The sequence below is a fragment of the Dactylosporangium sp. NPDC048998 genome, from assembly GCF_043197855.1.
GTDB lineage: Bacteria > Actinomycetota > Actinomycetes > Mycobacteriales > Micromonosporaceae > Dactylosporangium.
In genome coordinates, this window is sequence record NZ_JBICTV010000036.1 from 26358 (window position 1) to 46939 (window position 20582).

The following is a 20582-nucleotide window of genomic DNA, read 5'->3' on the forward strand; positions in this document are numbered from 1 at the left end:
GGCTGCGCAAGGTCGGCATAGACATCACTGAGCCGGCGAGCCCGGACAGGTTCCGCGCCCTGCAACACGTCACCGCCAGCCCATCCAGAATCGGCGACCTCGCGAAAGCGGCGCTCGTGCTCACTTTTCGAGCACCGCTACCTACTTCGTTGAGATCATCTCAGTCTTCGTTGAGACATGAGTATCCGACTTCAGTAATGGCGGAGGTGTTCGGCGTCCTTCCAGATGCCATCGGGTGGCATGTCCAGGCGGGCGGTCAGCGGAACCCGCCACTGCGGGGTTTCCGTTGGTTCGCCCCAGTAGTCGGTGACCCGGACCGCCTTTCCGTCGCGCAGTTCGCCGATGCTCACGTTGCGGTAGAGCCGGCCGTCGCCGTAGTTGCAGGTCCACTCCACGACGACGACGTCGCCGAGGCGGTGGCGCCGGCCGACCTCCAGCGTGAGTTCCGGGAAGTTTCCCTCGACCTCCGCAACGCGGCGGTTGGTCCGTACCACCTCTCCCATCTGTGGCCACTGACGGACGACGTCATCGTCCAGTGGGACACCGAGAATGTAGGCGAGCCGGGTGCTTCCGTTCGATTCCGGCATTTCGGTGGCCATATGATCACGGTACTTCCTGTGTTGGTGTGAGCCGGCACGTCGGCACCGACGACGGTGAGGTCTGCCGGCTATGCCGTTCCCGCTCAAGCCGCGCCTCGGTAACCGGTATCCGCGCAGATTCCCGACCACACCATCCGCAAACGCCACATCACCGTTTGGCGACAGGCCACGATCCGAGCGAGCGCTGCGAGTAGGTTGATGCGCCACCTCGGCGCGCCGCGCTGACCAGATACAACTCGCCCTGAGGGGACAAGGCGCTGGCGACGGTCATCGGGTGACGGCACGGAAATGGGCCGTCATGCGGGCGGCGTCGGGCGTGTGCCCGGTCAGCAGGCGGAACCCGGCAGCGGCCTGGTGGACGAGCATGCCGCCGCCGTTCGCCGTTCGGCAGCCCAGCGTCCGGGCGTGGCCCAGCAGGACCGTCTCGAACGGCCGGTAGATCACGTCGACCACCCACAGCCGCGGCGTCAGGAGGTCGAGCGGCAGCGGCGCACCTGGGTGTCCCTGCATACCGATGGGGGTGGCGTTGACGAGGCCGTCGACCGGGGCACCCGTCATCGCCTCGGCGGGATCGCCGCTGGCCTCGACCCGGGCGCGCGGGAAGACGCCGGCGAGCCAGGTCACCAGGCCGGCGGCGCGAGCGGTGTCGACGTCGACCACGACGAGGTGCGCGACGCCCATCGCGAGCAGCGCGTGGGCCACCGCCGAGCCTGCGCCGCCGGCGCCGAGCAGCACCACCCGGTCCAGGGTCGCACCGGGCAATGCCGCGCGCACGGCCGTGGCGAAGCCGTGCCCGTCGGTGTTGTGGCCGGTGCTGCGCCCGTCGCGGTAGGACACCATGTTGACGGCGTCGAGCGCGGTGGCGTCGGCGTCGAGCCCGTCGAGGTGCGGGATGAGGGACCGTTTGCAGGGGTATGTGACGTCGAGCCCGGTGAAGCCCATGAACCACGCCATGCGCACAAGGGCACCGAGGTCGGCGTGCTCGCCCAGCCGGTCGGTGTCGAGCAGCCGGTAGACCAGCCGCAGGCCGAGCGCGTCGGCCTCTGCCTCGAACAGGGCCGCGCTGAGCGACGTCGACAGGTCCGCGCCGACAAGACCGATCAGGTGTCCGGACACGTATCACGCTCCGTCGGAGTTTGGCAGAAACGACCGCGCCGATCGAACAAGGTAGTTATCGGGGTCAGTTACGGGTTGTTGCCAATCGGGGGCGTGGATACGGTTTCAGACGTACACCGGCCGAGTCCGCAGCGAATGTTATGACGAATATCCCGTGCTGGTCCACCCGTACTTGCCGGCCGGTGATGTATCTCCTGCCTCCGTCAAGAAAGGAATCGGGTGCCGTATGTGCCGTTTACAACTGACGCGCGCGGCGGTCGTGCTCGCCGCTACGGCGGTGGCCGTGCTCGGGTTCGCGGCCTCCGCATCCGCGCACGTGACGATCAACCCCGTCACCGCGTCACGCGGCGGTGACGCGACGGTGTCGTTCCAGGTGCCCAACGAACAGGACGCCGCGACCACCGTCAAAGTCGAACTCAGCCTGCCGGCTGACGCCCCGATCGGGTCGGTCTCCACGCGGCCGGTCGTCGGCTGGACGGCGACCACGACGACGACCAAGCTGGCGACGCCGATCAAGACCGACGACGGCGACGTGAACGAGACAGTCACCAAGGTGACCTGGACGGCCGAGGCCGGCGGCGGCATCAAGGCCGGCGAGTTCCAGCAGTTCCAGCTGGCCCTGGGCTCGCTGCCCGACACTGACAAGATCGTATTCAAGGCGCTGCAGACCTACTCGGACGGCACCGTCGTGCGCTGGATCGAGGAGCCGACCCCCGGCGAGGCGCACCCCGAGCACCCGGCGCCGGTACTGACCCTGACCGACGGCTCGCACGCGGTCGCCGCGAGGGCCGACATCATCGGCCACACCCCGGCCGCGGCGCCCGGTAGCAACGGCACGGCGGTCGGGCTGGCGGTCGCCGGCCTGTTCGTCGGCCTCGCCGGGCTGGGCATCGGCCTGCTCGCCTACCGTCGCGCCAGCACCGCCGCCGCCTAAAACAGGGGCCACTGAGGGGTGTCACCGACGAAACGGGCAACCGTAACGTTCGTCATGTCGCGGCGCAAGCCCATCGTTCTTCGACGGCGACGAGACAAAATGGAGGTGCGCTAGTGACCGAACAGATGCACATGAATGTGCCCGATCAGAGCGACCGCGTGGTTCGACTCGAAGGCGGTCCCCGCGATTTCCCCGAGGAATTGCGGGTGCACCCCGAGCCGGCCGCCGGCGAGAAGATCAAGATCGAGCACCACGGCGGCTACGAGCATTTCGAGCGTACCGACGAAAGTATCGAACTGGACGGCGGCCCGGGAACCGTCTTCCGCTGGACGCAACGCACGAGAATCGCGGAATAGACCTCACTCTCCCCCGGGCGCCCGGGTCCGGTGGTTGTCCCACCGGGCCCGGGCTGCTTGCCGTCCATCGTCGGCACTGCCTCGCGACCGGGCCGCCCACCAGGCAAATGGGTGCCCAATGGGTGGCCGATGGGGGTATCACCGCCATGCTGGCGACCGGAGCAACGCCGCGCCGACCGACTCTGCGACGACATCGACCTGAATCGACATCATGGTCCGCGCGAGCGGGAATCCATGGAAACAAGAAAAGGGCGCCAAAGAAACGGACACGAGCTTACAAACCGGGGAGAAAACTGTCGTGGCTTTGGTCGAACGAGATGATCTGCTGGCGAAATTGGAGTCGCTGCTGGCTCGCTGCCGCACGGAGCGAGGTGGGGTGGTGCTGCTCGAAGGGGTTTCCGGCGTCGGGCGTACCCAGCTCCTGCTCACGCTCGGCGACCGAGCCCGACGCGCCGGCTTCCAGCTGCTGAGCGCCGCCTGCTCGCCTGAGGAGCGTAGCCTGCCGCTAGGCATGGTTGCCCAGCTCATGCGGAGTGTCGCACTGCCGAACGAGGTCGCCGCCGAGATCGACCGGCTGCTGTCCACCGGCACCTCGGCAGCCGGACCGGACGCCGCCGCGCCGGTTCAGGTCTTCCACGGCCTGTCCACCGCCCTAGCCGACATGGCGGCGGATACGCCGGTGCTCATCGGCGTCGACGACGTGGGGTACGCCGACACGCCGTCGCTGCAGTATCTGCTGCACCTCAGCCGCCGGGTGGCCACGACACGCATCATGTTGGTGCTGACCGACACGATCGACCGGCGCACGCCACACCTGCCGTTCCGCGCCGAGCTGCTGCGCCAGCCGCACGCCCGCCGGATGCAGCTCAACGCCCTGTCGCCGCACGGCGTACAGCAACTGCTTGCCCAGCGGCTCGACCCGACCGACGCGGCCCGCGTGGCACCCTCCTACGCCTCGATCAGCGGCGGCAACCCGCAACTGCTGCAGGCGCTGGTCGACGACCACGTCGATTTCGGCGAACCGAGCCCATCCGGCTATGGCCTGGTGCTGCTGGCCTGCCTGCGCCGCGGCGACCCGACGTTCCTGTCGGTCGCGCGTGGGCTCGCGGTGCTGGGCCGCAGCGCGGCGCCCGAAGAGGTGGCTCGACTGGTCGACGCCGACCCCGACGCCGTCGCGCAGGCCACGGCCGCGATGAACGACGGTGGGCTGCTCACCGGCGGCTGGTTCCATCACCAGGCGGGCCGGCTGGCCGTCCTCGACCACATCGCCCCCACCGAGCGCGCCGAGCTCCGCCAGCGGGCCGCGCGGCTGCTGTACGACAGCGGGGCACCGGCGCTCGACGCCGCGCGGCAGCTGATCGCCGCCGACCGGCCGGCGCAGGCGTGGGCGGCGCCGATGCTGCAGGAGGCCGCCGACCAGGCGATGCTCGACCACTCCCCCGAACTGGCGGCCAAGTGCCTACAGCTCGCGCTGCGCGCGCCGGTCGACGAACGCCGGCGGGCCGCGGTGCGCGCGCAGTTGACCCAGTGCGAGTCGGCAGTGAACCCGGCGGTCGCCGCTCAGCAGCTGACGTCGCTGATCGGTGCCGCCCGCTCGGGGCTGCTGGCCCGCGCCGACCAGCTGTGGCTGGTGAAGGCGCTGCTGTGGCACGGCCGCACCAGTGACGCCGTCGACCTGCTCGACCGGCTCCGGGACGCCGACCACGAACCGCAGGAGGACCTGCGCGACCTGGAGCTGTGGCTGGCGGGTTGCTACCCCCCGCTCGCCCGACGGCGACCGGCCGGCCCGCCCGCGCACCGGCCGGGCATCGCGACGGCCCTGGGCGTCGACCCGTGGCTGCACTGCGCCGCCACGCTCGCCGACCACATGGCCCGTGGCCGCGCCGAGACCGCCGTCGAGCACGCCGAGCAGACCCTGCGCAACCTGCTGCTGCGCGGCAGCACGCCGTGGGCCGAGGAGTCCGCGACACTGGCCTTGTACACACTGATCTACGCGGACTGGTGCGACCTCGCTCGGGAGTGGTGCGACCGGTTGGAGGACAAGCTCGACGTCGAGCGGATGCCAACGGCACACGCGCTGGTGTCGGCCGCCCGCGCGGAGGCCGCTGTCCGGCAGGGCGACCTGGCCGCCGCCATGCGGCACGCGGAGACCGCGTCGACCCGGATCCGCTCGAAGTCCTGGGGCGTGGCCATCGGCCTGCCGCTGGGCAGCCTGGTGCTCGCTGCCACCCGCAGCGGCGACTACGAGCGGGCGGCCCGCCACCTGTCGCTGGAGACGCCCGAGGCCATCTTCCTCAGCCGCTACGGACTGCCGTACCTGCACGCGCGCGGGCAGTACCACCTCGCCACCGACCAGCACCACGCTGCCCTCGCCGACTTCCTGGCCTGCGGTGAGCTGATGCGCGCCTGGGACATGGACGTGGCCGGCATTGTGCCGTGGCGGGCCGGCGCCGCTGAGGCCTGGCAGCTGCTCGGCAACCCCGAACAGGCCCGGTCGCTCGTGCTCGACCAGCTGAGCCGGCAGGGCACCGGCAGCGCCCGCGCCCGCGCCGCCTCGCTGCGGGCGCTCGCGGCCGCGACCCCGCCCGGCAAGCGGTTGCCACTGTTGAACGAAGCGCTGGACATCTTTGAGCTGTACGGCGACCGGTTCGAGCAGGCGCGGGTGCTGGCCGACCTGAGCCGCGCCTACAACGCGCTGGACCAGAAGCGGCGCGCCCGCATGCTGTTCCGCCAGGCGCTGCACGTGGCCGACATGTGTGGCGCCGAACCGCTGCACCGCGACCTGCTGTCGCTGGCGGGCGAAGTCGCTACCGCGACACCGACGCCTGACGAGGCCCGCGGCATCGAGTCGCTGACCGGCTCGGAACGTCGCGTCGCGTCGCTGGCGGTGATGGGCTACACCAACCGTGAGATCGCCAGCAAGCTCTACATCACGGCCAGCACGGTCGAGCAGCACCTGACCCGGGTGTACCGCAAGCTCAACGTCAAGCGGCGCAAGGAGCTGCCGGTGGTGCTGTGGGCCAAGACCGCCCGGACCCAGCGCGCGTCCCGCACCGGCAGCGTGCGCTGAGCCGGCACCGGCGCACCGGGCGGTGCGGCGTCGATCAGAAGACCGCCACGTCGGTGTTCACGGTCTGCTGGTCGATGTCGGTCGTGCGGACCTTCAACGCCAACCGCCACGTGCCGGTCATCGGCAGCTGCAGGTCGCGCGAGGCGAAGCTGCCCGCGCCCGACCTGACCAGCGAGACGGTCAGCGGGCCGAGGGAGCGTTCCGGCAGGTTCATCGTGGCCGTGACCTCCGGGACGTCCCACGGCCGGCCCTGACCGTCGCGGATCACCACCCACAGCGACGTGGGCCCGACCTGCGGTGGGTCGAGTGTCACCTGCGCCTGGCCCGCGTCGCGCAGGGCCAACTCAACGACCACGCTGTCGGGCACGGTGTGGTTGTGCGCGCCGGGCGGCGTCGCGACGAGCACCGTGGCCAGCACCAGCACCACGGTACCGATCGCGATCTCACCGCCCATCGACCAGCGCAACTGCCGCCGGTCGAACTGCTCACGCTCCCGCTCGGTGCGCGAGACGCGCTGAAGGGCCGGTTCGTCGGCGCCGGCCGCGACGGCGTAGCGTCGCCGCACCACGGCCCGCGACAGGGACCCGAGCCACAGCATCACGCCGGTCAGGGCGACCTTGAAGGTGAGCAGCTCGCCGTAGGTCGAGCCGACCAGCGCGGCGAGCGTGCCGACGCCGGTCCAGGCGCGCACCACGCCGGTCACGACGAGCAGCGCCACGGCCGCCGTCGCAACGTGCGAGAAGCGGGCGATCGCCGTGGCGAACTCGTCCGCCGGCAGCGGCGTCGCGCGATCGGCGAGGCAGCACACCATGAAGATGAGCCCGCCCAGCCACGCGCTCACGGCGGCCAGGTGCCCGACGCTGACCGCCGCGGTGAGCACGGTGAGGTCCGCGTTGGCGTGCCCGGTGCCGATCCAGGTGGCCGGGAGCCCGATGCCCAGCGCCACGGCCGCGGTGATCGCCCACCGCCGGCCGCCGCCCGTGCGCACCGCCATGAGTTGTCCCGCGCCGCCGGCGAGCAGCAACGCCAGCCGAGCCAACACCCAAGGGCCGTAGTCGGTGTCGAAGGTGCTCGCCAGCAGTTCCGGGTCGAAGACGTCACCAATGCTCGCGCCAGCCGTGTACGCCCCCTGTAGGAACAGCACCGCGACGGCCGAGAGCACACCGGCGGCCCAGCCCGCCAGCAGTAGGCGGCGCACCCGCGGCCGGCTCCAGCCGGTGGGCCAGCACAGCAGCAGCACGAAGGCGCCGCCACCGCAGAGGGCGAGCGCACCGTAGCCGAGCCAGCGCATCGCGGCGTATCCGACCGACAGCGCGGTCACCCCGTCGGCCTGCGCGCCCGTCTGCGGCAGCCCGGCGAGGTCGCCGGTGCCGACCATGAACACGAACCCGCCGTGCACCGGGTGCGAATCGGCCGACACGACGCGCCAGTCCACGGTGTACGTTCCGGTGCCGAGCCCGGCCGGCATCGGCTGCACGACCTCCTGCGGGCGGTCGGGTTCGGTGTGCGCCGGCTCCGTGGTCACCGTCTTGCCGCCGGTGCCCAGCACCCGGATGCCGCCGGGCGGCAGAAACACCTTCTCGCTGAACCGCAACCGGACCTCGGTCGGCGCGGCGGCCAGCCGGGCGCCGTTGCCCGGAGTGATGGACAGCAGCTCCGCGTGCGCGGAGGCCGGCGTCGCGGGCACCAGCAGGGCCACGCCCAGCGCGACCACCAGCCCCGTCAACGCGGCAACCCTGCGGACCAGCTCGTTGCGCGGCATGCGTTTGACTCCTGTGGAATCGGGTCCGCGCGCGGATGCGTCAGCCCGCGGCGGCGTAACCTCGCGCCGTCGGCGGCCGCGGCTTGCGCGGGTCGTGGTTCTGGTCGCGGGCGCTCATCACGGCCTGCCGGCCGGCGTTCTCGCGGGTCACCTTGGCCAGCGCCTGGTGCGCCCGGTCGGTGAGCTCGCCGGTCGGATGGCCTGACGCGACGGCGAGGCTGATTGCGTTTTTGTAGTGATAGCCGAGGAGCTCGGGGTGCTCGTCGGCGGCCTGTCCCTCGATCCACAGCGCGGCCCGCAGGTGCTTCTCCACCCGGGTGCTGCGCGGCAGTTGCGAGTAGGCGACGTCGCGCACCAGCACGTGCCGGAAGACGTAGCGGGATTCGTCCGGCGTCGCGCGCGGGCCGGCGCGGCACAGGATGTCGCGCCGTTCCAGGCGCTCCATGCACCGCTCGACTGTCTCGACGTCACGGCGGCCCAGCGCCGCCACGGCCGAACCCCAGACCGTCTCGCCGAACACCGCGGCGTCTTGCAACACAGCCTTCTCCAGCGGCGAGAGCATGTCGAGGGTGGCGGCAATCGCACTGCGCACCGACTGCGGCAGCGCGAGCGGGTCGTCGGGCGCCACAACGCCCGCGCCGTCGGCCCGTACGCTCGGGCAGTGGCGCGCGGTCTCGTCCCCGTCGCCGATCGACATGCGGAAATACTCGATGGCGAACCGCGGGTTGCCACCGATACACCGGATCAACGCGAGGAACGCCTCGTACATCGCCTCGTCACGGGCCCGGTCGCGCCATACGTCGCTGCCGGCCGGACGTCCGCACATGCCGTGGCGCAGGGCGAGCCCCTTCAGCAGCTCGCGGATTGCGTCCCCGGACAGCGGTTCGAGGGTGATCATCGTGGCGTTGCGCTTGCCGCCGCTCCACTGTGGACGGCGCACCAACAATTCCGGTCGGGCCGTCGTGATCAGCAGCACCGGCAGCCGCGCGGCGTGCTCAACGAGCTCCTCCACGAAGGAGAGCAGCGCGTCGTCGGCGCGGTGCAGGTCTTCGATGACGATCACCAGCGGACCCTTGGCCGCGGCGTCCTCCAGTGCCTTGACCGTGCCGGGGCCGCCCGGGTCCGGGCCGATCACCTCGGCGAGCGCCGCCCAGCCGGCGTCGCTGCCGAACTGCGGCACCTGGCCCACCAGCCAGCGCACCGGCTCACGCGACCGGCGCCCGAACTCCTCGACGAGGCGGCTCTTGCCGATGCCGGAATCGCCGAGCACGGTCACCAGGTGCGGGCGCCGCCGCCGGCGGACGTTCTTCAGCAGCCCGTGCAGCATCTCCAGCTCGTTGTCGCGTTCCAGGAACGGCACGCTGAAGTCGGTGGACAACGGCTCCTGGCGCACCGCCAGGAGCTCGGCGCCCCCGGCCGGCCCGAGCACCGGCCGGTGCACGAACGCGTGCCTGGTGGCGGTCAGGGTCGCGGCGCACACCCGCACCGTGCCGGGCGACGCGGCGGCCAGCAGTTGCCGGCAGGTGTCCAGCGCGCTCCCGGTGACCTCCGTCGCGGCTGCGTCGCCGGGATCGCCCTGGTAGGTCACCAGCGTCTCGGCCGTGGCGACGGCGATGCGCGCCTCGGACGTCGCCGGGCCGGCCTCGAACCGTAGCCGGTCGCGGATCGCCAGCGCCGCGCGCGTGGCCCGCTCGGCGTCGTCCTCACCGGTGCGGGGCGCCCCGAAGAGTGCCAGCAGGCGCGGGCCGACCACCGGCGTGCCCTGAACCCGGCCGCCGAGGCGCTCGACCTCGGCCCGGAACATCGCGGTCAGTGGCGCGAGCACCTCGGTGACGTCGTGCGGGTCATGGCGGCCCGGTGCCGCCGACGGCACGTCGATCTGCAGGAAGGTGATGCGCTTGCGCTCGGTGCGCACGGGGCCCGGTGCCACGGGCCGCGGCTCGGGCGGGGCGTCGGCCACGGGCGCGACCGGGACGGTGTTCGCGGTGGGCGCCTCGGCCGCGGCGGGCGACGTGAGCGCCGGGTCGTGCGAGAGGATCGCCCGTTCCAGCTCCTGCAGTTCCCGCCCGGGGTCGAGGCCGAGCTTCTCGGCCAGCACGGTGCGGGTGCGCCGGTAGACGCTCAGCGCGTCGGCCTGCCGTCCGCAGCGGTACAGCGCGAGCATGAGTTGGCGGCAGAGCCGTTCCCGCGGCGGCTCGATCTCCGCCACCACTTGCTCGATCTCGCCGATCACCGCGTAGTGCTGTCCGGTGGCGAGCTGCACCTCGACGTAGTCCTCCAGCGCTGCCAGGTGGGCGTTGCGCAACACGTCGAGCTGGGGCCAGGCAAGGCCGGTCTCGAGCAGGTCGGCGAGCGCGGGGCCCCGCCACAGCGCGAGCGCCTCGCGAAGGTCCTGTACTGCAGCTTCCCACCCGCCGGTTGCCATCGCGGCCCGGCCGCGCTCCACCAGCCGTTGGAAGCGGAGCAGGTCGACGCTGTCGGGATCGACGCGCAGCAGGTAGCCGGGCGTGTAGGTGAGCAGTCGGGCGTCGGTGCCGTGCGCCGCGAACGTCGCGCGGAGTCCGGCGACGGCGTTCTGCAACATCTTGCGCGCGGTGGCCGGCGGATCGTCGCGCCACAGCGCCTTGAGCAATTGGCGCGTTGCCACGACATTGTTGGCTTGCAACAGCAGCGCACCGAGCGTGGCGCGCTGGTTGACCCCTCCCAACGGAACCGAATAGTTATCGGAAACAACCTCGAGCGGCCCGAGAACATTAAATTGCATTGCGCCCCGTCCACCTGAGAACGGTAGGATCACCGGGCGTCAAACGGACCGAGAGAGGAACATGCTGGCGGCGTCGCGGCGTGTGCGCGTGACATCCCGGCGAACACGTTGAGTGTTGCAGCACGCAGACCCGGGGACCGGGCCGATCCTGGCGTAAACGAGCTGCACAAAAGCCAACATACGCGGCACCTGCAGCGCTCTCTGAGCACCCTGCGACACATCCAGATCCGACCATACGACCCCACCCCCATGCTGGTTGTCGTCATTGATCCGCGTGGACCGGCCATTGCGCCGACGTTCCCGCGACAGGGTCGCAGGCTACAGTGATCCATCCTCCGTAAATTGACAATAGCAGTGACAGACGCGAATGGCAACTCAACGGCGCCACGTCGGGATTCCGACGTGATCGACTGCGCCGTGTTTCGAGAATGTAAACGACGGTTAGTGCAAATCTTTACAATCGACCGGCCGGTTCGTCGACCAGTTCGAGCAGCGCACGGGCCGCGAGCCGGTAACCGCGGGCGCCGAGCCCGACGATGACGCCGCTCGCCAGGGGGGCCAGCACGGATTCGTGCCGAAACTGCTCGCGCGCCCACACATTCGACAGATGAACCTCGATCCACGGACGCGGATAGTTCGCGAGGGCGTCGCGCAGACTCCAGCCGGCGATCATCAACGCACCGGGATTGACGATCGCGCCGACTGTCGCATAGTTGTCCTGGATCGCGCGGATCAGCTCGCCCTCCGACTCGTCCTGCACGGAGACCACCTGCCAACCCCGCTCCGCGACCTCGGCCGCGACGGCATCGACGATGTCGGCCAGCGTCGCGGTACCGTAGATGGCCGTCTCCCGCCGCCCCAGGATCCCGAGATTGGGCCCGTTGACCAGCAGCAGCTCACGCATCGGTCACCTCCCGATCGACGGGTACGTCGCCGGCCAGCCGGTGCGCCACGTGGTCGAGCACCTGCGCGGCCTGCTCGACGAGGAAGAAGTGGCCGCCCGGGAAGACGCTGACATCGGTGGCCGCGGTGGTATGCAGCGCCCATGCCTGCGCCTCGTCCAGCGTCACGTGCGGGTCGCTGTCGCCGGTGAGCACCGACACCGGGCAGTCCAGCGACGGCCCCGGGGCGTAGCGGTACGTCTCGATCGCGTGGTAGTCGGCACGTACCGCGGACATGATCATCTCGCGCAGCTCCGCGTCGGCCAGCAGCGTCTCGGCGGTGCCGCCGAGCGCGCGCAGCTCGGCGATGATGGCCTCGTCGCCGCCGGTGTGCACCTGCTCGCCACGAAGGCACGACGGCGCGCGGCGGCCCGACACGATCAGCCGCACCGGCGCCGGCAGCCGCTGCGCACGCAGCCGCAGGGCGACCTCGAACGCGACGATCGCCCCCATGCTGTGGCCCCACAGCGCGAACGGACGGTCTGCGCTCCGCGCGACCGGCGACAGCGCCACGAAGGCGAGGTCGGCCAGCCCGGCGATGGTGTCGACAGACGGCTCCGCGCGCCGGTCCTGCCGGCCCGGGTACTGCATCGACAGCACCTCCACGGCGGGCGCCAACCCGCGGGCGGCCGGCAGGTAGAAGTTGGCCGAACCGCCGGCGTGCGGAAAGCAGGCGAGCGAGACCCGCGCCTCAGGAGCGGGCCGGTATCGCCGGATCCACGCCTCGTCCGCGGCCGCGGACGAGGCGACCGGTGCCGCGCTCACCGCGAGATGTCCGCGCGCCGGGCACGGCCCGCCGGTGCGGCCGCGAGAGCCTGCGCCCGCCGGAACCGGGTGCTGCCCGAGTCGATCACGCCGGCTTCCAGCCAGGCAAAGACCGCCGTGGCACCGAGTTCCCTCGAGTTCATCGCGACGGACGCCCCTCCGTAGGACTTGCGGACGATGAGCGGCGGTACGTGATCTGCCGATGCCGACATCTGACCCCCAAACGGTCATCGATATCAAGCGACAGGTCGACGCTAGACAGCGGGCCGGACCGCGCCAACCCCTAACATCCCCGGGTGTCTCAGCGCGGAACCCGACATTCGTCGCCGGAGCCGGCCCAGTTACCGGCAGATAGGCAGGCAGCGCTCGGCCGCCTCCTACGGTTGGCGGCATGGACGTGACCCCCGGCGCACCGGTCCACGGTGCGGCCGCATCACTATGGTTGCCCCCCTGGTGGCACGAACGGCTGGAGACCGCCCTCGGCCGCCAGGCATTCCAACAGCCCGAGTGGCCCGACCGCGATGAGGTCCTGGCGGTCGGCGCGGCGCTGGCCGTCGCGCCACCACTGGCTCTGCCCATCGAGATCGACGTACTGAGCCGGCGCCTGGCCGCCGTCGCGAAGGGTGAGGCGTTCATGCTGCAGGGCGGTGACTGCGCCGAGACCTTCGCCGGCAACACCGAGGCGCACCTCCGCGCCAACGTGCACACCCTCACCGAGATGGCCGACGTGCTGCGCATCGACGGTGGTGTGTCCGTCGTCACGGTCGCGCGGATCGCCGGCCAGTACGCCAAGCCGCGTTCCCACCCATTCGACGAACACGGCCTGCCGGCGTACCGCGGCGACATCATCAACGCGTTCACCGCCAGCGCGCGGGCCCGCATTCCGGACCCGTACCGGATGATCCAGGCGTACGACGACTCCGCCCGCACGATGCAGCTGCTGCGGGCCCTGCCGGACCATCACGGCCGCCTGTTCACCAGCCACGAGGCCCTGCTGCTCGACTACGAACGGGCGCTGCTGCGGCTCAGCGCCGGCGGCCTCTACGACGTGTCCGGCCACTTCCTGTGGATCGGCGAGCGCACGCGGCAGCTCGACGGCGCACACATCGCCTTCGCCGAACTGCTGACCAACCCGATCGGCGTCAAGCTCGGACCGACGACGACACCCGAACAGGCGGTCGAGTACCTCGACCGCCTCGACCCGGACAACACACCGGGCCGGCTCACCTTCGTCAGCCGGATGGGCAGCGACCAGGTCCGCGACATGCTGCCACCGATCGTCGAAAAGGTGGAGGCCTCCGAACACCAGGTCGTCTGGCAGTGCGATCCCATGCACGGCAACACCTTCCGGTCCGCGTCCGGCCACAAGACACGCCACTTCGACCGGATCCTCGACGAGGTCGAGGGCTTCTTCGACGTGCACCGCCGGCTGGGCAGCCACCCAGGTGGCGTGCACGTGGAGCTGGCCGGTGAGGACGTCACCGAATGCCTGGGCGGCGCACAGCGGATATCCGACGCCGACCTGCCCCGGCGCTACGAGACCGCGTGCGACCCGCGGCTCAACGCGTCGCAGGCGGTCGAGCTGGCCCGGCACGTGGCGCAGCTGCTGCGCGGATGCAGGGGGAGCACATGACTACGGTACCGGCCGACCCGCCCCGGCGCGTCGAAGTCCAGTTGCGGGAACGGTCCTACACCGTCCATATCGGACCCGGCGTCCGGCACCTGCTGGCCGACGTCATCGCTGGCATCGGGGCCCGGCGGGTCGTCATCGTGTCGGCGCGGCCGTACGACTGGCTGCCCGACCCGGGGGTACCGGCGCTCGTGCTGCCCGCCCACGACGGCGAGGACGACAAGACCCTCGCCACAGTCGCCGGGCTGTGCAGCGAGTTTGCCCGGTTCGGGCTGACCCGTGCCGACGCGGTGGTCTCCTGCGGCGGCGGCACCACCACCGATGTCGTGGGGCTCGCCGCCGCGCTGTTCCACCGGGGCGTACCGGTCGTGCACCTGCCGACCTCGCTACTGGCCCAGGTCGACGCGAGCGTCGGCGGTAAGACGGCGGTCAACCTGCCCGAGGGCAAGAACCTGGTGGGCGCGTACTGGCAGCCCCGCGCGGTGCTGTGCGACACCGAGTACCTGCAGACGCTGCCGCGGCGCGAATGGGTCAACGGATACGGCGAAATCGCCCGCTGCCACTTCATCGGCGCGGGCGACCTGCGCGGCCAGCCGGTGGGCGACCAGATCGCGGCGAGCGTCGCGCTCAAGGCGGCTGTGGTCAGCGCCGACGAGCGCGACGCCGGGCTGCGGCACATCCTGAACTACGGCCACACCCTCGGCCACGCGCTGGAGCGCGCCACCGACTTCCGGATGCGCCACGGCGAGGCGGTCGCGGTCGGCACGGTGTTCGCCGGCCGCCTCGCGGGCGCGCTGGGCCGCATCGACGACGACCGGGTCGCCGAGCACCACCGGGTGGTCAGCGACTACGGGCTGCCGGAGGCGTTGCCGGCGGAGCTGGACGTCGCGGCGCTCACCGGCCTGATGCGGCTGGACAAGAAGGCCACCGACGGGCTCACGTTCGTGCTCGACGGTCCGGACGGCCCGCAGCTGGTGCCGGACGTGCCGGAGCAGATCGTCGCCCACACGCTCGAGAGCATGCCGCGCGCGCGGTTCTGAAACTCCAGGGCTTCCCGGAAGTGGCCGCTTCCGGGGAGCCCTGGCCCGTCAGCGGCGAGCCGGCGCCGGTATCGGCGGGCACAGCACGAGCAGGTCCGAGGGCCGGCTCAGCACGGCATCCGGCCGCGCTGCCAGCAGCGCCTCCTCGTCGTTGTCGGCCCACAGCGCGGCCACCGCCATCACACCGGCGCCCTGGGCACTCGCGATATCGGTGACGGCGTCACCGACCATCATGGCCTCGTCCGGGTGTACGCCCAGGCGATCCAACGCGTCCAACACGATGTCGGGTGCGGGCTTCGGCCGGGCGATCTCGTCCGAGCCGGTCACGAAGTCGAACTGCGACAGCAGGCCCAGCTGGTTGAGCAGCGACCGGGCGCGCGAGCCGCTCTTGCCGGTCGCCACCGTCAGTCGCAGCCCGCGGGCCCGCAGCACCCGCAGCAGCTCACGGACGCCGGCGAAGACGGTGACCCGGTGCGCCAGCCGGCGGCTCTCCCGCACGAACGGCTCCTGCATCTCCAGGGGCAGCCCCATGATGCGCATGATGTCCGGAAAATAGCGACCGAGATGGCGGTTGTACTCCTCGAACGGCGCTTCGCCGCCGCCGACCACCTCGGCGTACGCGATCGTGAAGGCCTCGCGCATGACCTCGAAACTGTCGACGAGTACGCCGTCCAGATCGAAGATCACCGCAAGTTTGCGCGGATCGGTATCGGTGTCTGTACGCATGCTCGCTCCCTCGTGGGTTCGGTACGCACGGTCCGCCGGATCGTCAGCGGACCGCGGGCGCAACCCGGACCTGCTGGTCAGCGGTCCGGTACGGGCGCGCGGAGGCGTAGACGTGCTGGATCGCCTCGACGATCCGGCGCGCCTCGGCGACGGCGCGGCCCTTGCCCGCCGGGTCGGCGAGCAGCGCGGGCAGCGCGTCGAGTTGGTGCGCGTACTCCTCGCCGACGGCCGCATCCGCAACGGGTACCTCGACGGTCTTGCCGCCGCTCGTGCACGTCAGCGACGAGCCGTGGCGCCGGTTCGGGCTAAATCCGAATGTGCAGTGCAGCGTCGCCGTACCGGCGCTGCCCTCGACCTCGATCAGGGTGCTGTCGAGCGCCTCGTGCGACGCCCAGCTGGCCCGCAGCGACACCGCCACGCCGTCCCGGGTGACCATGAAGCCTCGGGCGGTGTCCTCGACGTCGCCGGTCTCCGCCTCGGTGGCGCCCGGCTCGTCGCGCCACGCGGCGCCCCACCCACCGGCGTCGAGGAAGTCGCTGGAGACCACGCCGGCCACCTGGTCGAACGGGGCGTCACCGAGCAGTGGCAACACCGTGTCGAGCAGGTGCCAGCCGAGGTCGACCAGGGCGCCGCCGCCGGAGAGGTGCTGCCGGGTGAACCAACCGCCGGCGTCCGGCACGCCCCGCGAGCGCACCCAGGCCAGCGTGACGTGTCGGATCCGCCCGATCCGCTGCGCCACCACGTCGTAGAGCGCCCGCACGTCGGTGCGGTAGCGCGCCGCGCTCCCCGCGAGCAGCACCGCGCCGCCGGCCTGCTCGGCTGCAGCCAGCTGCCCGGCCTCGGCCGGGCTCAGGCACACCGGCTTCTCCACGAACACCGGCGTGCCACCGGACAACAGCCGGCCGGCCACCGCGCTGTGCAGGTGGTTGGGCACCGCCACCACGGCCAGGTCGATCCGGTCGGGGCCCAGCTCGTCGACGTCCGTCAGCACCGGGACGCCCGGATAGTGCCCGGCCGCCCAGTCCCGCGCCGCGGGCGCGGGATCGACGACGGCGGTCACGTCGAACGCCGTGTGGGCATGCAGCCTGGGCAGCCAGATCGACCTGGCTGCCCAGCCCAGACCCACGACGGCCACGCGGACCGTCACGCCTCCGCCAGCACGTGTGCCACGATCCGCGCGACGTCCTGCATCTGCGCCTCGGTGCCCAGCAGCGTCCGGTGGTGCAGCCAGATGGCCTCGCGGTGCAGAGCCTCGGTCGCGGGACAGCGACCGGCGATGTCGTCCACCGACTCGGCCGGCGCGCCCGTCTCCCAGAAACCGTCGCACCGGTAGATAGCGCGGAACCCGACGAACGCCGGCAGGCCGTGGGCGACCAGCTTGTCGACCACGGCGTTGCGCCGCTCCTCGGTGGCGCCCTCGAGCCGGAACATGGCCATGTAGTGGGGGTTGCGGTCGCACCGCTCGTCGCGGCCCTGCGCAACGACGCCGGGGATCTCGCACAGCAGCCCTGACAGCAACGGCCAGCGCTGTTCCCGAGTGTCGATCTGCCCGGCCAACCGGGTCAGCTGGGCGCGCAGCACGCTCGCAGAGAACTCGTTGAGCCGGAAGTTCGAGCCCGACGTGCGGTGCAGATACCACCGGTCGGTGCGCGGCCGGCCGCAGCTGTGCCGCAGGAAGGCGCTCTCGTACAACGTCTGGTCGGGGAAGGTCACCGCGCCGCCCTCGCCCGCGGTCATCAGCTTGCCGTTCTGGAAGCTGAACGCCGCGACCGAGCCGAGCTCGCCGACCTTCCGGCCCTGCCACTGTGCGCCATGCGCGTGCGCCGCGTCCTGCACCAGCGGGATACCGGCGTCGGCGGAGAGCTTCGCGAGCGCGTCCATGTCGGCCACCTGGCCCGCCATGTGTACCGGCATGATCGCGCGGGTCTTCGGGCCGATCGCGGCCTCGGTCGCCGCCGCGTCGATACAGTAGGTGTCGAGGTCGACATCGACGGGCACGGCCACCGCGCCCAGCCGCTGCGCCGCCTGCGACGACGAGATGAAGGTGAACGCCGGCACGATAACCTCGGTGCCGGGGCCGACGCCGAGCACTTCGAGGGCCAGCTCGAGCGCGTGCGTGCCATTCGTTACTGCCAATGCGTGCTGGGCGCCGTGGTACTCAGCGAACTCGCGCTCGAACGAGTCGACCTCACTGCCGCCCATGCGCCACCACTGCCCCTGTTCCAGGGCGCGGATGAGGTTCGTCCGCTCGGTGTCGTCGAACTGCGGCCATTGCGGGAGCTGCGGGGCGCTGAGGGAATTGTCGCTCACCTGATTCCACCTTTCCACATACCTGAGCCGACACTCGGCGATTGTGGATGCGTGGTGGACGCTATCGCAGGAAATGAAAGGCGTCAGCGCCCTAGTATTTCCCCTAAGCACCCCCTACCGGTCATTGATACAGGGAACGAAAAAGTTCGCGCCGGCATCGCCGTCGAAGGCGATGCCGGCGCGATTGCGACGGGCGCTTATCAGGCTACCGCGGCTGCAGCCGGGTCAACGCGAACACGAGCACGACGGCCGGCAGCAGGTGCAACGGAATCAGCGCCAGGGCGGCACCGGTAGTCAGCCCCTCCCAGTCCTTCGCGTCTGCACCGAGCAGGCTCAGCGGCGCCGCCAGGCTCAGCACCGCGAGCCCCAGGACCACGATGGCGAAGACGGCGTTGGCACGACCGGACACGGCCCGCAGGATCTGGTAGAACAGCACGCCGAACACCATCGGGATGAACGTGAAGAACACGATGGCGCCCGGGGTGAGCGGCAGGAACTTATTGTCGATGTCCAGCGCGGCGCGCAGCCCCAGGCCGACGCCCAGGTTGAGGAACACCCCCACCAGGGCAGCGAGGAGGCCGGCGCCCCAGATCCGCCCGCCACGCACCTTGGGCGCGACGGCCGTGCCGTCGCTCGACGCCTTCGACGTCGTCATGACTTTCTCCTTCGTTGTTGTTCGATGGTCTGGTGCGGTCAGGACTCGTCGATCTGGAAACGCCGCACGGCCAGCGGCACGAAAATCGCCAGCAGCAGCACCGACCAGCCGAGCGTGGCGACCACGGGATGCGCGATCGGCCAGGCCACGTCGCCCTGCGGCACGCCCGGGTTGCCGAACAGGTGCCGGCACGCCGCCACCGCGCAGCTGACCGGGTTCCAGTTGGAGATCACCCGCAGCACGAGGGGCATCTGCTGAGTGGGCACGAAGACGTTGGAGATCATGGTGAGGGGCATGATCAGCGGACCGAGTTTGCCCGCCGTCTCCAGGTTCTTGACCGTGGTACCGAAGTAGACGCCGACCCACGACGTCGCGAACTGCAGCAACAGCAGCAGGCCGAACGCGGCGAGGAACTGCCCGACGCCGTTGTGTGCCCGCCAGCCGACGACCAGGCCGCACAGCAGCATGAACAGCAGCGTCACCGCCATGCTGATCAGGTCGGCGAGGGCCTGGCCGAACAGGATCGCGGAACGCGCGACCGGCATGGAACGGAACCGGTCCATCACGCCCAGGCCGTTGTCGCGGGCAACGGCGATCATGGTGGCCATGATGTTGGTGAAGATGGTCAGCACCAGCAGGCCGGGAATCAGGTACTCACGGTAGTTGGCGCCACCGTCGATCGGAATCGCGCTGCCGAAGACGAATCCGAACAGCACCACGAAGGCCAGCGGAAACATCAGCGTGCTGATGATCTGGCCGGGCGCGTGCTTGAGCCGCAGGAGATGCCGGTAGGTCGCCGTGAGGACGTCGGCCGGCCCCTGGCCCATCCGCGGCACCGTCGCCGTCTCGGCCGGCCGCACGTCGAGCGCCGTCATCAGGAAACCCCTTCCTTCGTCTTCTCCACGGAGGGCTCGGCGGCCGGCTCGCCGTCGTCACGCTTGCCGGTCAACGCCAGGAACACCTCGTCGAGGGTGGGGCGACGAACCGCCACGTCTTCGGGGTCGACTCCAGCCGCGTCGAGCAGGCGCACCACCGCCGGCAGCGTCAACGTGTCGACGCCGATCGGCGCGCTGAGCCGGCGCTGCTCGACGTCGACGTCGGGCGTCGACCGCGCGGCCTCGCTCAGCACCCGGCCGGCCCGCTCGAGGTCGCCCGAGTCCTGCACGACCACGTCGATGCGGCCGCCGATCATCGCCTTCAGGGTGTCCGGGGTTCCCGAGGCGATCACCTTGCCGTGGTCGACGACCGCGATCTGCCCCGCCAGCTGGTCGGCCTCGTCGAGGTACTGCGTGGTGAGCAGCACCGTGGTCCCGTCACTGACCAGCTCGCGGATCGTGTTCCAGATTTCGTTGCGGCTGCGCGGGTCGAGGCCGGTCGTCGGCTCGTCCATGAACAGCACCAACGGCGAGACGATCAGGCTGGAGATGAGGTCCAGGCGCCGCCGCATGCCGCCGGAGTAGGTCGAGACCAGCCGGTCGGCGGCCGACGCCAGGTCGAAACGCTCCAACAGCTCGTCGGCCCGCTTGTGGGCGACCGCCCGGCGCAGGTGGAAGAGCCGGCCGAAGATCCGCAGGTTCTCGCGACCGGTCAGTGCCTCGTCCAGCGCCGCGAACTGCCCGGCGAGCCCGATGCGGCGGCGCACCTCGGCGGGGTCGCGGACCACGTCGTGGCCGGCGACCGTGACCCGGCCCTCGTCGGGCCGCACCAGGGTGGCGAACACTCGCACGGCGGTGGTCTTGCCGGCGCCGTTGGGCCCCAGCACCCCGTAGACCGCCCCGGCCGGCACCGTCAGGTCGAAACCGTCAAGCGCTTGCGTCTTGCCGAACCGTTTGCGTACTCCCTCTGCGACGACGACAGCGTCGCCATGCATGGTCACGATACAACGTCCCTCCGCTGAGTACACCGTACGCGGTT

General features: G+C 71.0%; 17 protein-coding genes. 5 read left to right on the forward strand and 12 right to left on the reverse strand.

All coding sequences use genetic code 11. The annotated features are described in order from the left end of the window. Positions 1–191: 191 nt before the first annotated feature. Both ACGFI8_RS41145 and ACGFI8_RS41150 read right to left on the reverse strand, forming a co-directional pair. Complete coding sequence (locus ACGFI8_RS41145; protein ID WP_392813049.1) at positions 192–599, reverse strand: nuclear transport factor 2 family protein; 408 nt, start codon at positions 597–599, stop codon at positions 192–194. A gap of 267 nt (positions 600–866) precedes the next feature. Continuing rightward, positions 867–1715, reverse strand: a complete 849-nt coding sequence (locus tag ACGFI8_RS41150) for a shikimate dehydrogenase (RefSeq protein WP_392813050.1) — start codon at positions 1713–1715, stop codon at positions 867–869. Positions 1716–1941: 226 nt separating this feature from the next. On the opposite strand from ACGFI8_RS41150, the gene ACGFI8_RS41155 reads away from it, so the two are divergent. The 3 genes from ACGFI8_RS41155 to ACGFI8_RS41165 all read left to right on the forward strand — a co-directional run bounded on the left by ACGFI8_RS41155 (position 1942) and on the right by ACGFI8_RS41165 (position 6075). Next, positions 1942–2649, forward strand: a complete 708-nt coding sequence (locus tag ACGFI8_RS41155) for a YcnI family protein (protein ID WP_392813051.1) — start codon at positions 1942–1944, stop codon at positions 2647–2649. Between the two features lie 113 nt (positions 2650–2762). Then, positions 2763–3005 carry a DUF5988 family protein gene (locus ACGFI8_RS41160; protein ID WP_392813052.1) on the forward strand — a complete coding sequence of 81 codons (243 nt, stop codon included), beginning with the start codon at positions 2763–2765 and terminating at the stop codon, positions 3003–3005. A gap of 211 nt (positions 3006–3216) precedes the next feature. After that, positions 3217–6075 carry an AAA family ATPase gene (locus ACGFI8_RS41165; RefSeq protein ID WP_392813053.1) on the forward strand — a complete coding sequence of 953 codons (2859 nt, stop codon included), beginning with the start codon at positions 3217–3219 and terminating at the stop codon, positions 6073–6075. A gap of 34 nt (positions 6076–6109) precedes the next feature. Here ACGFI8_RS41165 and ACGFI8_RS41170 read toward each other — a convergent pair whose 3' ends face one another. The 4 genes from ACGFI8_RS41170 to ACGFI8_RS41185 all read right to left on the reverse strand — a co-directional run bounded on the left by ACGFI8_RS41170 (position 6110) and on the right by ACGFI8_RS41185 (position 12307). Then, on the reverse strand, positions 6110–7837 hold the full coding sequence (locus ACGFI8_RS41170; RefSeq protein ID WP_392813055.1) for a copper resistance protein CopC: 1728 nt from the start codon (positions 7835–7837) through the stop codon (positions 6110–6112). Positions 7838–7877: 40 nt separating this feature from the next. Continuing rightward, complete coding sequence (locus tag ACGFI8_RS41175; RefSeq protein WP_392813056.1) at positions 7878–10544, reverse strand: BTAD domain-containing putative transcriptional regulator; 2667 nt, start codon at positions 10542–10544, stop codon at positions 7878–7880. A 511-nt stretch (positions 10545–11055) separates the two neighbouring features. Beyond that, a complete protein-coding gene (locus ACGFI8_RS41180; RefSeq protein WP_392813058.1) occupies positions 11056–11505 on the reverse strand; it encodes a type II 3-dehydroquinate dehydratase in 450 nt (149 codons plus the stop codon). Beyond that, positions 11498–12307 carry a thioesterase II family protein gene (locus tag ACGFI8_RS41185; RefSeq protein WP_392813060.1) on the reverse strand — a complete coding sequence of 270 codons (810 nt, stop codon included), beginning with the start codon at positions 12305–12307 and terminating at the stop codon, positions 11498–11500. Before ACGFI8_RS41185 ends, ACGFI8_RS41180 begins: the two co-directional genes overlap by 8 nt. Positions 12308–12698: 391 nt before the next feature. Here ACGFI8_RS41185 and ACGFI8_RS41190 point away from each other — a divergent pair, with 391 nt between their 5' ends. Continuing rightward, entirely contained in the window at positions 12699–13940 is a 1242-nt protein-coding gene (locus tag ACGFI8_RS41190) for a 3-deoxy-7-phosphoheptulonate synthase (RefSeq protein ID WP_392813062.1), read from the forward strand. Further along, positions 13937–14977 (forward strand): 3-dehydroquinate synthase family protein, encoded by a 1041-nt coding sequence (locus tag ACGFI8_RS41195; RefSeq protein ID WP_392813064.1) that lies wholly within the window; start codon positions 13937–13939, stop codon positions 14975–14977. Before ACGFI8_RS41190 ends, ACGFI8_RS41195 begins: the two co-directional genes overlap by 4 nt. 48 nt (positions 14978–15025) lie before the next feature. Here ACGFI8_RS41195 and ACGFI8_RS41200 read toward each other — a convergent pair whose 3' ends face one another. The 6 genes from ACGFI8_RS41200 to ACGFI8_RS41225 form a co-directional block, all read right to left on the reverse strand. Beyond that, positions 15026–15703, reverse strand: coding sequence for an HAD-IA family hydrolase (locus ACGFI8_RS41200; RefSeq protein ID WP_392813066.1), 678 nt, complete (start codon positions 15701–15703; stop codon positions 15026–15028). A gap of 43 nt (positions 15704–15746) precedes the next feature. After that, a complete protein-coding gene (locus ACGFI8_RS41205; RefSeq protein WP_392813067.1) occupies positions 15747–16850 on the reverse strand; it encodes a Gfo/Idh/MocA family protein in 1104 nt (367 codons plus the stop codon). Next, positions 16847–18013, reverse strand: coding sequence for a DegT/DnrJ/EryC1/StrS family aminotransferase (locus ACGFI8_RS41210; protein ID WP_392813069.1), 1167 nt, complete (start codon positions 18011–18013; stop codon positions 16847–16849). The genes ACGFI8_RS41205 and ACGFI8_RS41210 overlap by 4 nt, the downstream gene beginning before the upstream one ends. Positions 18014–18218: 205 nt before the next feature. After that, complete coding sequence (locus ACGFI8_RS41215; RefSeq protein WP_392813071.1) at positions 18219–18668, reverse strand: DUF6069 family protein; 450 nt, start codon at positions 18666–18668, stop codon at positions 18219–18221. 38 nt (positions 18669–18706) lie between these two features. Beyond that, positions 18707–19543 carry an ABC transporter permease gene (locus ACGFI8_RS41220; RefSeq protein ID WP_392813072.1) on the reverse strand — a complete coding sequence of 279 codons (837 nt, stop codon included), beginning with the start codon at positions 19541–19543 and terminating at the stop codon, positions 18707–18709. After that, positions 19543–20538 (reverse strand): ATP-binding cassette domain-containing protein, encoded by a 996-nt coding sequence (locus ACGFI8_RS41225; RefSeq protein ID WP_392813096.1) that lies wholly within the window; start codon positions 20536–20538, stop codon positions 19543–19545. The genes ACGFI8_RS41220 and ACGFI8_RS41225 overlap by 1 nt, the downstream gene beginning before the upstream one ends. Positions 20539–20582: the final 44 nt, after the last annotated feature.